7 protein-coding genes and 2 rRNA genes (1 of these 9 running past the window's edge) are annotated in these 12,949 nt (G+C 57.5%); 2 read left to right on the forward strand and 7 right to left on the reverse strand.

What is annotated here, in order from left to right; translation table 11 throughout:
- Positions 1-91 precede the first annotated feature (91 nt).
- Positions 92-1,174, reverse strand: a complete 1,083-nt coding sequence (locus tag M8T91_RS17095; protein WP_301415433.1) for a hypothetical protein — start codon at positions 1,172-1,174, stop codon at positions 92-94.
- A 343-nt stretch (positions 1,175-1,517) separates the two neighbouring features.
- Between M8T91_RS17095 and serB the strand changes: the two genes are divergently transcribed.
- Entirely contained in the window at positions 1,518-2,630 is a 1,113-nt protein-coding gene (gene serB, locus M8T91_RS17100; RefSeq protein WP_301415434.1) for a phosphoserine phosphatase SerB, read from the forward strand.
- 55 nt (positions 2,631-2,685) lie between these two features.
- Here the strand turns inward: serB and M8T91_RS17105 are convergent, their stop codons facing one another.
- Both M8T91_RS17105 and M8T91_RS17110 read right to left on the reverse strand, forming a co-directional pair.
- A complete protein-coding gene (locus tag M8T91_RS17105; protein WP_301415435.1) occupies positions 2,686-2,814 on the reverse strand; it encodes a hypothetical protein in 129 nt (42 codons plus the stop codon).
- Positions 2,815-3,172: 358 nt separating this feature from the next.
- Entirely contained in the window at positions 3,173-5,116 is a 1,944-nt protein-coding gene (locus tag M8T91_RS17110; protein ID WP_301415436.1) for a M1 family metallopeptidase, read from the reverse strand.
- A 307-nt stretch (positions 5,117-5,423) separates the two neighbouring features.
- Here M8T91_RS17110 and M8T91_RS17115 point away from each other — a divergent pair, with 307 nt between their 5' ends.
- Positions 5,424-7,085: an alkaline phosphatase D family protein gene (locus M8T91_RS17115; RefSeq protein WP_301415437.1), complete on the forward strand. Its 1,662-nt coding sequence runs from the start codon at positions 5,424-5,426 to the stop codon at positions 7,083-7,085.
- A 67-nt stretch (positions 7,086-7,152) separates the two neighbouring features.
- On the opposite strand, the gene M8T91_RS17120 is transcribed toward M8T91_RS17115, so the two are convergent.
- From M8T91_RS17120 to M8T91_RS17135, 4 genes are all read right to left on the reverse strand, one after another.
- Entirely contained in the window at positions 7,153-9,240 is a 2,088-nt protein-coding gene (locus M8T91_RS17120) for a GGDEF/EAL domain-containing response regulator (protein ID WP_301415438.1), read from the reverse strand.
- Between the two features lie 483 nt (positions 9,241-9,723).
- Positions 9,724-10,761, reverse strand: a complete 1,038-nt coding sequence (gene epmB, locus M8T91_RS17125; protein ID WP_301415439.1) for an EF-P beta-lysylation protein EpmB — start codon at positions 10,759-10,761, stop codon at positions 9,724-9,726.
- A 173-nt stretch (positions 10,762-10,934) separates the two neighbouring features.
- A 5S ribosomal RNA gene (gene rrf / locus M8T91_RS17130) occupies positions 10,935-11,050 on the reverse strand.
- A gap of 200 nt (positions 11,051-11,250) precedes the next feature.
- Positions 11,251-12,949: ribosomal RNA gene (locus M8T91_RS17135) — 23S ribosomal RNA — on the reverse strand (it continues 1,181 nt past the right edge of the window).

Below are 12,949 nucleotides of genomic sequence, written 5' to 3' on the forward strand. Positions count from 1 at the left end.
TTTACGTTAACGTAAACGTAAAGCAGATACCAAAAAATAACTGCAAAGGCATACTGAGTCACCGGCCAGCGGTCGAGAACAAGCACAGCTATCAGGCGCTCAGCAGCTGCTGCAACTGGCTGTTGAGCAGCTTTTGGTAGGGGAGGGGCAGGCCGGTCACTTCCAGGTTCCAGCCGGCACCGTGGTGCTCAATCCGCCCCGCCAGGGCGCTGTCCCCCAGCAGCTGCGGATGCAGGAACAAACCGCGCGATTGGCTTAGCAACTGCTCGGCGGAGAAGTCTAGCGAATCGGGCGTACAGGGTGCCACCGCCAGGGCCAGTTTGAGGCCGGCGGCACTACTGACGTTTTGCATTTCCCGCAGTAGCAGGCCACAGCAGACTGCGCGAAACGCCGCATCGGTACCGGAGAAACCCAGGCCAGTCTGAGGCCCGGCGCTATTTAGTGGATGCCCATCATAGATACGCTGCAGCAACGCCATACGGTCATCCAGCGCTCGCTGTATGCCCTCCAGGGCGCTGCGGCTCAGTTGGTTGGTCAATTGCGCCCAATTCAGTGGCCGAAGGTACAAACCCACACTGCCGCCCTGTTCGACAGGGGCTTCTGACGTTGGATGCACCCTCGTCGCCGGCGGGCTGTGCGGGGCGGAAAAACCGTCGATCAGCAGTGCCGACACCGCGCTGAACGGCAGGGCAAATACCAGGATCAGCAACAGGGTGGCCCAGGGAAAAGCCAGGTTGCCACCCGGCACCAGAGTCACAGTGACATTGCCGGCAATGCTGTCGTGCAGCACCACAGGCACATTGATGGACTCCCCGCGTCTCAGGTCACCCACTTCCGCCAGGGTATTGGATTCCACATCCTCAATAGCGATACCACTGATGGCGGGTAACGCCAGCAGTTGTCTCGCCAATAACTGCATACGGATACGATCACCGGCCACAATCAGCTCCAGGCTCTGTCCGGCGAGAAAACCGGCCGCTGCGCGCGCTGACTCTCTGTCCCTCTCCACAGTGGCGGAGTAACGCTGGCCATAGTAGTGTCCAAGGGCCGCGCTGCAAAAAATGGCCAAAGTCAACCAGACGGCCACTGCCAGCAGGCGGTGGCGAGCCTGCTGGGATAACAGTGCAACCCGGGCGGATACCTTGCGCAATAAAAAACTCATTGATACCGACATACCGTACTGCTTGCCTATTTTCGTTTAGCCTGCCCGTCAGCCGCGCGCCCCGCCTGATCATTAATCGCCTGCAAATACTGCTGCAGATACGCAGGCAGACCGGAATTTTACCGGCCTGCGACGAGACACTGAAAATATCTCCAGTGGCTGATATACGCCTGGCAAGCAGGCCCCTCCCCAGGGAGCTGCAAATCCTATCTGTAGCTTGAAGTCGGGCGCATTACCACGGGCGCAACCCCTCTGCTTGCCCCATCTCGGATAACCTGGCGGCGATTTTAGCGGAGATGGTGCCAAAAGCTATAATGCGCCGAAACTCAATCCTTTTATCCTGGGGCGCCCTGTCATGAACAATCCCACCACCTCCCAAGAATTCCACCTGCCCCTGGCACAAATTACCCAACCTCCACTGGATTGCACCCTGCGCTACCTGAATTTCGAGGGCCACTATGCACGTCTGGGCCTTGAGTATTCACACAGCGAACCCTTCGCGGGTATGGCCAGGTGTGCATTTTCCCCTATGGCCGCAGCGCCTGCGGCGGTCCGGGCCCCCTGGTGTATCACCCTGTTGTCCGCCTCACCCAGGCTCTCGCAGCTACAGCGGTTGCTACAGTTCTTTGCTGAACAACAGTGGACCGTTACCGCAGTGGATACCCTTTCACAGAGCTTGACGCGCACTGTTATCCGCTTCCAGATCGACGGCAAAGTCGAGTTATCCACAGCCCGCAATGCCTGCTTGCAAATGGCCGACACCCTGGGCGCCGACCTGGTTTTGCAGCCCGGAGCCAGCCAAAAAGTCCCGGCACTCGCCGGCTTTGATATGGACTCCACCCTGATCGACGCCGAAGTGATCGACGAGCTGGCCAAAATTACCGGAGTTGAAGACCAGGTAGCTGCCATTACCCAGGCCGCCATGAGTGGGGACCTGGATTTCTGCGAAAGTTTCAAAAGGCGCATGGCCCTGCTCAAGGGGTTTTCGGAGCAGAGCCTGGCAGAAATTGCCCCGCAACTGCCCTTGAAAACAGGCGCCCATAAGCTGCTCAATAATCTGCGGGCACTGGGTTGCAAAACGGCAATCCTCACCGGAGGCTTTTCCTATTTCGCCCACTATCTGCAGAGAGAGCGCTTGCCGGTGGATTTTGTGTACGCCAATGAAATGGTATTTTCCGGGGGGGTACTCACCGGTGGCGTAATGGAACCGATTGTCGACGGACTGCGCAAGCGGGCGCTGCTGCAGGCCAAGGCGCAAGAATTGAAACTGGGGCCTGAAAGCGTGGTTGCCATGGGCGATGGTGCCAACGATCTACCGATGCTGCACCTGGGTGCACTGGGCATCGCCATTCATCCAAAACCCAAAGTGCGCCTGGAGGCACCCCAGGTCATCAACCTGTTTGGACTGGATGCAGCGCTGTACCTGTTCGGCCTGAATGACCGGCAAATAGAAAAACTCGCCAGTTAATCCGGCCACCCAATAGATTGCCGGCTCGATTTCGGCTCACCCCCCAAAGGGGGGATCAGATCATGGCGTGGGGAAAGGGAAGCGAGCGTTGTTCGTTGTTGTCGGAACAGGCATTCGGCGCATCCTGGTTACAGCCAACCAACAAAAGGCCGAGAAAAGCCACCAATAAAAGCCGCCAGTACATACGTACCCCCTTGCTCGAATGGATATTTATCGAGCAACAGATTACGCAATGCGCGTCACTTTTGGTAGCAGTTTAATGGTTCTTGCGCCAGAAAAATGGCGTGAAAATTATTATTTCGCACGAATTTGCTATACACGCGATTACAGCTGTTGATCGCCAGTGGGGAAAGACCCGCCCGCGGGTATTGAACACCACTCACAGGCCATAACCAAACAGCTACAGGGTCCCCAGCGTCCAAAACAGTGGCATACGAGCCGTTCGGGTCAGGCCAGCGTTAAGCATGCCTGGCGGCCAGGCGGGAAACTGCAGCTCCAGCAGTCACACTGCGCCAGAGCCGCAGGGATCAGCGCAGGGGCCATCAGTCCGCTTTTTTGCCGTAGATCACCTGGCTGTTCACTTTTACCGACAGCGGATGGTAGCCCGTCCTGGCCTGTTCAAAAATGCGTTCCGCCATATCCTGTTTGCCGGTTTCCACCATTGTGCGATACAGCGGGCGCAGGAACTTGTTGCGACCGATGCTGGTGAGAAAGTGTTCCAGACGCTCGAACGCCGGCGCGTAGTCGTTGCGCACGGCAATCATCAGCCAGCTGAAGGCCACTTCGTTGTTGCGGGATTGGGTCAGACCAAAGGCGCTGTCCAGTGCCTTCAACTGCGCTTCCGTCAGCTTCTCCGGCATACCGTCGAGGAAGTACTTCCACTGGTGGAAGGTCCAGCCCTTGGTGTCGATATCCTTCGCCGCCAGCTTGCCGTCCAGCCACTGCTGGCGCAACGGGTCCAGTTTGCTGAAGGCATCGGACTGCGGGTGCGGCGCACCTTCGGGAATACCCGGCTCAAAGATCCACTCATGAATACGCTCGCGATCCAGCTTATCCCCGTGCTCCACCAGCAGAGTCTTGTCGAGGTACTGCACGAAGTCCTCAGTGGTGATGCTCTGGAAGGAGAAGTGGTTGAAATACTCCATCAGGAAGCGGTCGAACGCCTCGCGGCCCACTTTTTGTTCCAACTCGTACAGGAACAGGGAGCCTTTCTCGTAGGGGATATTGGAGAACACTTCATCGGGATCACGACCGCGCAGATCAATGGCCATAATCTCGTCGCGGGGCTCTTTGTCGGCCAGGTCTGCCTGCAGGTCATCATAACCCAGGGCCATTTCCATCTGGTAGCGCTCATCACCGTACACAAACTGCATAATGCGGTTGGTCAGGTAGGTGGTGAAGCCTTCGTTCAGCCACAGGTCTCGCCAGCTGGCGTTAGTCACCAGGTTGCCGGACCAGGAGTGGGCCAGTTCGTGAGCAATCAGGGCCACCAGGCTCTTGTCACCGGCGATCACGGTCGGGGTGATAAAGCTCAGGCGCGGGTTTTCCATACCGCCGAAGGGGAAGCTGGGTGGCAGGATCAACAGGTCGTAACGATCCCAATGGTAGGGGCCGTAGACCTTCTCGGTTACCTCCAGCATGGATTCGGTATCGGCAAACTCCGCCGCCGCAGATTCCAGCAGGGCGGGCTCGGCGTAGACACCGGTGCGTTCTCCCATGGGCTTGAATGCCAGGTCGCCCACTGCCAGGGCGATCAGGTAGGAGGGGATGGGCTGGGGCATTTCAAACTCGTAGACGCCGTCTTTGGCCGCCTGCGGGTCGTTGTTGGCACTCATGACCGCGCGCAGTTCCTTCGGTGTGCGAACGGTGGCGTTGTAGGTAATGCGCACTTTCGGGGAGTCCTGCAGCGGGATAAAACTGCGCGCGTGGATCGCCTGGGCCTGCGTGAACAGGAAGGGGTACTGCTTGCCGGCGGTCTGTTGTGGTTCCAGCCACTGCACGCCGGAGGCACCCGGGGCTGTGCGGTAACGGATGGCGATGCTGTCGACATCTTCCGGCAGCTCAATATTCAGCGGAGTGCCCAGGTGGCTGTCCTTCTCGCCCATGGAGAACGGCACTGGCGCACCGTTGGCAGTGACGGAAAGCACCTCCAGCTCGCGGGTATCAAGCACCATCGGCAGGTTCTTGTCATTGAGGCGCTTGAAGTCCAGCGTGGCTACACCTTCGAGGACCTTGCGGGAAAAATCCACGGTCAGATCCAGGTCCAGGTGCTGTACCTGGTAGTCGTTGCTGTTGGCGAAAGAGTGGTAATCCACACCGGATTCCGGCGTCTTGCCTGCGGCAGTTTTCTTTTCTATCAAAGCGGCCGCTTTTACCGGTGCGCTTGCGCTCTCGGCTTCAGTTTTGGACGGCTCTGTCTTGGAGCACCCAGCAGCTACGGCGAGGCCGCCGACAATCAGGCTGGTGCAAAGTAAGCGGGGCAACATGGATCAACTCCCAGGGGTTCCGTTTTCATCGGAGCACAGGATACCCGAGTGTGTCCTCATGCGATACATTCAGGCCTCTAGAGGATGTATCTCAAGCTTTCCGCCCCCGACGGTAGCCGCGCCCATTCCTCTTTAATCCTTATTGAGGCCATAAAATTAGACGAATGTCTCATTTCCGTGTCTTCTCGACGAAATTTCCGACTAAACATGCGCTCGCGGGACAAGGCTGACCCGCAGTTAACACAGTGTTCATTTTCCCGGCACAGACTGTAGGCCCTTTCATAACAAACCTATAAAGGAGGACCCCATGTCTCTGTCCCGGAGGCGGTTTCTACAATTTTCCGGCGCCGGCCTCGCAGTACTGCCCCTCTTGAAAGCGTACGGATCCGGTCATCAACCTTTTCAGCACGGCGTAGCCAGTGGCGACCCACTGGCGGACCGTGTGATCCTGTGGACCAGAATCAGTCCGTCCAGTGATCCGCTGTTTCTATCCACGGTTCCCTATAGCTGGCAGATCGCCCTGGACCCGGAAATGCGCCTGGTAGTCAACAGCGGCAGCGGCATTACCGGCCCGGAAGTGGACTACACCGTCAAGGTGGACGCCAACGGGCTGCAGCCGGGCACTCCCTATTACTACCGCTTCTACTCCAACAGCATGGATTCACCGATCGGCCGCACCCGCACCCTGCCCATTGGCCATCTGGATCGCCTGCGCTTCGCGGTGACCAGTTGCTCCAACTACCCCATGGGCTACTTTAACGTCTACCGGGAAATTGCTCTGCGACCGGATCTGGATATGGTCCTGCACCTGGGCGACTACCTCTATGAGTACGGCCCCGGCGGCTTCGGTACCAATGCCGGACTGGGGCGCGAGCCGATCCCGGCCAGGGAAATGGTCACTCTACAGGACTACCGCCAGCGCTATGCCCAGTACCGCTCCGACCCCGACCTGCAGGAAGTGCACCGCCAGCACCCGTTTATCTGTGTGTGGGATGACCACGAGACCACCAATAACGCCTGGGCTGGCGGCGCCGAAAATCATAACCCCGAGCGCGGCGAAGGCGACTGGTTTGAACGTCGCTCTGTGGCAAACCGCGTCTATTTTGAGTGGATGCCCATCCGTGACAATGGCATTCTGGATCGCTTTGGCGACAAGGCCATTTACCGCGGATTTCGTTTCGGCAACCTGGTCGACCTGATGATGTTGGATACCCGCATCGCTGCGCGGGACAAACAGGCCACCTGGTTTGACCAGGGGAGTGCCGACGACCCCGCGCGCAGTCTCCTCGGCCAGCAGCAGGAAGGGTGGCTGTACCGCAGCCTGACCCGGTCCCAGTCCGACGGTGTGCGCTGGCGGGTGCTGGGGCAGCAGGTGATGATGGCGCAGCTCACCCTGGCCAGGGATTTCTCCATCAATATGGATCAGTGGGACGGCTATACCGCTGCGCGCAGCCGCTTGTTTAACCATATCAGCCAGAACAATATCGAGAACTTTGTCGTACTTACCGGGGATATCCACAGTTCCTGGGCCTGGGATCTGGCCAGTAATCCCTTCAGCATTTTCGACTACGGCCCTTTGACCGGCCGCGGTGCACTGGGCGGCGAATTTGTGACCCCCGGGGTGTCTTCCAGCTTCCTCGACAAATCCCAGTTAACCGATGTGGCCGCGATTGCCCTGGACGGATTGATCCCGCATTTGAAGTGGGTGGACATTACCCAGCGCGGTTACCTGTTAATGGATATTTCCCATTCCCGCGCCAAGGCCCACTGGTACCACGTGAATACGGTCAGGAGTAAAAACTACAGCGCTACCCTGGCCAGAGTGTACAAGCAGAAAGCCGGTTACAACCATATCCAGCGCGCCTGGAACGAGAGCACAAGCCCCGGCAACGCACCACCGCCGGCACCTCACTACGGCGCCTTGGCACAAAATGCCATTGCCGCCCTGCGCACACGCTACAGGGTTTAGGGAAAAACCGTGCAGCCTCTGCAATGAGGCTGCGCGGTTGTCTGCATCGATGCAGATGTGCTGGCAGTCAGTCGAGGTTGAAGTCGAAACGCATGTCTTCCGCCGGGGCCTGCACATAGTAGCCCTGGATATAGTCGGTGCCGGTCTGCCACAGGGTGGGCAACATGCTGGCCTGTTCGATATGGGGCACTATCACCTTGGTATCCAATTCACCCAGGCGCTTTACCAGCCCGGCCAAGGACGCGCTGCTCTCCCCCTCATCCTGTACTTCGCGCACAAACGAGGGGTCTACCTTGGCCATATCCACCTTCACATGCTCCAGGGCCTTAAAGGGGTTCAAACCGGTCCCGAAATGGCACACCGCCACCCGGCAGCCAAGCTGCTGTACCCGACTGGTAAAGTCCTTAGCCGCATGCAGGTTGCTGGTTATGTCCTCCTGGCGCATCTGGAAGACCACCGACCCCGGCGAAACCCTGGCGGCCTTAAAAGCCACCGCCAGCCACCCGGGCAGGCTGTTATCCAGGAGTGAGGCCGTGGTGATATGCAGCATCAGAGACACTTTTTTACCCTCCACATGGAAGGCCGCTGCCTTGATCGCGGTGAGAATCACCCAGCGGTCCATTTTTGCCGACAGACCCGCATCGCCCAATTCCTGCAGGAAGGCCAGTGGCGCCAGCTCCACCTTGTTGTCGAGCATGCGCACCAGCACTTCATACATCTGCTCCCCGGTGCCCTGCAGGCTGAGGATAGGCTGGTAAAGCAGCTTCAGGTTGCCCGCTTCAAGGGCCTGTACCACGCGCGCGCGGTGGTAGGTTTCCACATCGGCACCACCGTCGGTGTTCGGTTCATACAGGGCAAAGCTGCCCTCTCCGCTGTCTGCACCAAGTGCCTGCCGGTGCGCCACCAGCGCCTGTTCCAGTACCTGCTGGGCACCACTGGAGGCCTCACTCAACAGGGAAATACCAATGCAAACGGTGATCTGCAGTGTTTTGCCCGCAGCATCGAAAATGGTATCGGAAACCTTTTTCAGCATTTCCCGTGCACGCTGCTCGGCACTGTCCGGCGTGGTATCCGGAGTGAGCAGACAAAAACTGTCATCGCTATAGCAGGCCAGGGTGTCACCACTGCGCTGGCAACTGCGCAACAGATCCGCCATCGCCTTCTGCAAGGCATCGGCGCCGGCCACACCCACGACTTTCTGCACCTCCTCCTCAAAGCGGGTCACCTGGATAAACATCAGGCCACCGGTGCTGTGGGAGTCCGCAGCGGATTGGATAGTGGAATCCAGCAGCTGCAGGAAGTGCTGGCGATTAAACAGCCCTGTGAGCGGATCGCGGTTCTTGATATCGCTGAGTTGGGCCTCCAGGTGTTCGGTATCCTCCCTGCGCGCCGCAATACGCACCTGCAAGCAGCGCTCTTCTTCATAGGTTGTACTGAGCACCTCGGCCCGAACCGGCAGCGGTCCGCTGCCCGACGCATTTCTCGCGGTAAATTGCCACTCCCGTGCTTCCACTTCGTTATTGTCAATGGCGCAGCGTTTAAGAAATTGCCGCGCCTCTTCCCCTTCATTTTCCGCCAGCATATCGATGATGGGCTGGTACTCCGCCTCATCTCCGCTTGCATAGCCAAAGTACTCGGCAAAGGAGTCGTTGGCGTAGACAATCAATCCATCGGATACATAGGCAAACGCATCCTTGGAACTGTCCAGCAATTCCCGGGTACGCCGCAAAGTGGCATGGTAGCGGCGGTCGTGCAGGCGTGCCCGCCGGCGGTTGTCCAGTGACAGTAACTCGCGCTGGATAACCAGTAGCAGGTGCTGGTCTTCGTCCACAGTCACCACATCCCGCGCACCCAGCCTCAACCCCTCCACCACCGGCAGGCAACCACTGCGCTCGGTCAGGATAATCAGGGGCAGATCCTTCTGCAGCTTGCTGATAGTGCGCAGAGCCAAGGTTGGGGAGACCTGGGTGCTGCCCTCCGCGACAATGATCAGGTCCCAGGTTTTGTCCTGTAGCAACCGGGTCAATACCGCTTCGCTGGTGACATGCTGGGCCCGGTTGGGGCGGCCCGCATTGTGCAACATGCTCACCAGGCGCTGGGCCTCTGATGGAGTATCGTGTATCAGGAGAAGTCGGATAGTATCGTTGCTACTCATTATTTACTCTATTTGCCCAAAGCAGTGCACTGCTACTGCGAGCGGTAAGTTTAGGGGGCCACAGTGGTGGCATACAAGAACACATCTGGATGACGGACGTGATCCATGTCACACAATTCTCTCTACCGTCAAAAAATGGACTCCTGCATTTTTAGCAGCCAGCAACGCTAGCGGCGAGGGAGAGCGGTTGCCGGGCAGGTATGGGTCACAGGGGTGCCAGTGCACTCGCGGCTGACCGTTGCTCTTGCGGTGCGAGTGGCATCAAGCGGGGATAACAAACGTTCAGGGACCTAACGACAACGGGTTGTGGCAGACAGATCGGATTTTCGGGTGAAAAGTGATTCCGCAAAGAGGATGAAGGCGCAAAACTAGCTGGGCTGGTTGCGGTGGAAAGTTCCACAACCCGAATCATACATCCGCAAACCGGCACTTCCCCTGGTTGTACTTCCGTCCGAGCAGCACCGTTTGCTTGTTACTCCCGCTTCATTCGCCCGCGCTGCCTTCCAGCGGTACTTTGGCGCGAACACCGGGTACCTCTCTTACCAATTTCGGCACCAGATACCCCGGCAGACGTTGGCGCAGCTGCGCGATAATGACCAGCGCCTCTTCATCGGGTACTTCGAAATGGGCCGCGCCGCTGACTTTATCCAGCTGGTGCAGGTAATAAGGCATAACACCCGCCGCAAACAGGGCTTCACAGAGCTGTTCCTGGGCCTCACAACTGTCATTTACTCCCCTTAGCAGCACTGCCTGATTGAGCAGGACAACCCCGGCATCACGTAGTCGCGCCAGTGCTGCAGACACTGCACCGTCAATCTCATTGGCGTGATTGCAATGCAACACCAACACCGGTTTCAGGCGCGAAATAGTGAACCAGGACAACAGGGCATCGGTGATCCGGCTGGGTGTCACTATGGGCAGGCGGCTGTGCACCCGCAGCTTGTTCAGGTGGGGGATTTGCGCCAGCTCGCCGGATAGCCAGGCCAGTTGGCGATCACTCAATACCAAGGGATCACCACCACTCAGGATCACTTCGCGCAACTCGGCATGGGCGCGGATATATTCCAGGGCCGCCGCCCATTGACGCCGGTCCAGGTGGTTGTCCCCATAGGGAAAAGCCCGGCGAAAACAGTAACGACAATTCACCGCACACTGCCCGGCGGCAATCAGCAGCAGCCGTCCGTGGTATTTGTGCACAATACCCGGTTGGGGATTCACCCGGCCCTCCTGCAGAGGATCGGCGCTAAAACCGGGAGGCGACTGCAGCTCCGCCGCTGTGGGCAGCACCTGCAGCAGTAGGGGGTCATGTGGGTCTCCGAGACGCATACGCCTGATCAAGCCACGCGGCACCCGCAGGGGGAATTGCCGGCTAGCGCATAGCGACCGGGGTAATTTGGTCGGGTCCAGCTGCAAAAGCCGGATTAATTCAGCGGGGTCCGTAATCAGATCCGACAACTCATCCTGCCAACGGCGAGGTTCGCAGGCATCGATAAGTTCATTGTCGAAAACTGGGAATTTCATTAGACCGGCACACACTAGAAAAGAGCATTGTAGCAGGTTAGCCTGCGGGCCCAGGTGCCTTCATTTGACCCATCAGGCCCGCACCTGCGCTGCCCGGCAGCAAATACCAGTTCCATATACCCCAAAAAACAAAACCCCCGCAGGCTTCCCTGCAGGGGTTTTCTCTTTTAAAAGCCTGACAGTGACCTACTCTCACATGGGGAGACCCCACACTACCATCGGCGATGCTGCGTTTCACTGCTGAGTTCGGCAAGGGATCAGGTGGTTCCACAGCTCTATGTCCGTCAGGCAAACTGGCTCCGGGTGGCGTTGGTCTTAAGAGCCTTAACTCTGCCCGCCGTGTTATCGCTGTTTGCCTCGGTCAGTGTGACCGGCGATAACCCCAAATCATTCGGTAAAACACCCTGTAGTAATACACCGCAAGCCGCCTGTTGTGTGCCTTTCTATACACAATCCACTCGCTCAGTCGCCAGTAACCATCTCTGTTGTATGGTCAAGCCGCACGGGCAATTAGTACTGGTTAGCTCAACGCCTCACAACGCTTCCACACCCAGCCTATCAACCTGGTAGTCTTCCAGGGCCCTTCAGGACTCTCAAGGAGTCAGGGAGATCTTATCTTGAAGGAGGCTTCCCGCTTAGATGCTTTCAGCGGTTATCCCGTCCGAACATAGCTACCCGGCAATGCCACTGGCGTGACAACCGGAACACCAGAGGTTCGTTCACTCCGGTCCTCTCGTACTAGGAGCAACTCTTCTCAAATCTCCAACGCCCACGGCAGATAGGGACCGAACTGTCTCACGACGTTCTAAACCCAGCTCGCGTACCACTTTAAATGGCGAACAGCCATACCCTTGGGACCGGCTTCAGCCCCAGGATGTGATGAGCCGACATCGAGGTGCCAAACACCGCCGTCGATGTGAACTCTTGGGCGGTATCAGCCTGTTATCCCCGGAGTACCTTTTATCCGTTGAGCGACGACCCTTCCATTCAGAATCGCCGGATCACTATGACCTACTTTCGTACCTGCTCGACATGTCTGTCTCGCAGTCAAGCGCACTTATACCATTATGCTCATTGCATGATTTCCGACCATGCTGAGTGCACCTTCGTACTCCTCCGTTACTCTTTGGGAGGAGACCGCCCCAGTCAAACTACCCACCATACACTGTCCTCGATCCGGATCACGGACCTGAGTTAGAACCTCAAACATACCAGGGTGGTATTTCAAGGACGGCTCCACAATAACTGGCGTTACTGCTTCAAAGCCTCCCACCTATCCTACACAAATAGGCTCAAAGTTCAGTGCAAAGCTGTAGTAAAGGTTCACGGGGTCTTTCCGTCTAGCCGCGGGTACACTGCATCTTAACAGCGATTTCAATTTCACTGAGTCCCTGGTGGAGACAGCGTGGCCATCGTTACGCCATTCGTGCAGGTCGGAACTTACCCGACAAGGAATTTCGCTACCTTAGGACCGTTATAGTTACGGCCGCCGTTTACCGGGGCTTCGATCAAGAGCTTCGCCTAAGCTAACCCCATCAATTAACCTTCCGGCACCGGGCAGGCGTCACACCCTATACGTCCTCTTACGAGTTTGCAGAGTGCTATGTTTTTAATAAACAGTCGCAGCCACCTGGTCACTTCGACCGGCCTCAGCTTAGGGAGCAAGTCCCATCACCAAAACCGGCGTACCTTCTCCCGAAGTTACGGTACCATTTTGCCTAGTTCCTTCACCAGGGTTCTCTCAAGCGCCTTGGTATTCTCTACCTGACCACCTGTGTCGGTTTAGAGTACGGTTCACTATTGCCTGAAGCTTAGAAGTTTTTCCTGGAAGCAGGGCATCAACCACTTCGTCTCAAAATAGAGACTCGTCATCAGCTCTCAGCCTTAAGGACCCGGATTTGCCTAAGTCCCCAGCCTACAACCTTAAACATGGACAACCAATCGCCATGCCGGCCTAGCCTTCTCCGTCACTCCATCGCAGCAATAGCAAGTACAGGAATATTAACCTGTTCCCCATCGACTACGGCTTTCGCCCTCGCCTTAGGGGCCGACTAACCCTGTCCCGATTAGCGTTGGACAGGAACCCTTGGTCTTCCGGCGGGGAGGTTTTTCACCCCCTTATCGTTACTCATGTCAGCATTCGCACTTGTGATACCTCCAGCCAACCTCCCGGTCAACCTTCAGCGGC

Origin of the sequence: Microbulbifer sp. MI-G (genome assembly GCF_030440425.1) — a bacterium.
Lineage (GTDB): Bacteria > Pseudomonadota > Gammaproteobacteria > Pseudomonadales > Cellvibrionaceae > Microbulbifer > Microbulbifer spongiae.

What these genes read in the sequence shown, in the direction of transcription:
- M8T91_RS17095 (WP_301415433.1), bottom strand. Translation starts at nt 1,174, where the DNA reads ATGTCGGTATCAATGAGTTTTTTATTGCGCAAGGTATCCGCCCGGGTT.
- serB (WP_301415434.1), top strand. Translation starts at nt 1,518, where the DNA reads ATGAACAATCCCACCACCTCCCAAGAATTCCACCTGCCCCTGGCACAA.
- M8T91_RS17105 (WP_301415435.1), bottom strand. Translation starts at nt 2,814, where the DNA reads ATGTACTGGCGGCTTTTATTGGTGGCTTTTCTCGGCCTTTTGTTGGTT.
- M8T91_RS17110 (WP_301415436.1), bottom strand. Translation starts at nt 5,116, where the DNA reads ATGTTGCCCCGCTTACTTTGCACCAGCCTGATTGTCGGCGGCCTCGCC.
- M8T91_RS17115 (WP_301415437.1), top strand. Translation starts at nt 5,424, where the DNA reads ATGTCTCTGTCCCGGAGGCGGTTTCTACAATTTTCCGGCGCCGGCCTC.
- M8T91_RS17120 (WP_301415438.1), bottom strand. Translation starts at nt 9,240, where the DNA reads ATGAGTAGCAACGATACTATCCGACTTCTCCTGATACACGATACTCCA.
- epmB (WP_301415439.1), bottom strand. Translation starts at nt 10,761, where the DNA reads ATGAAATTCCCAGTTTTCGACAATGAACTTATCGATGCCTGCGAACCT.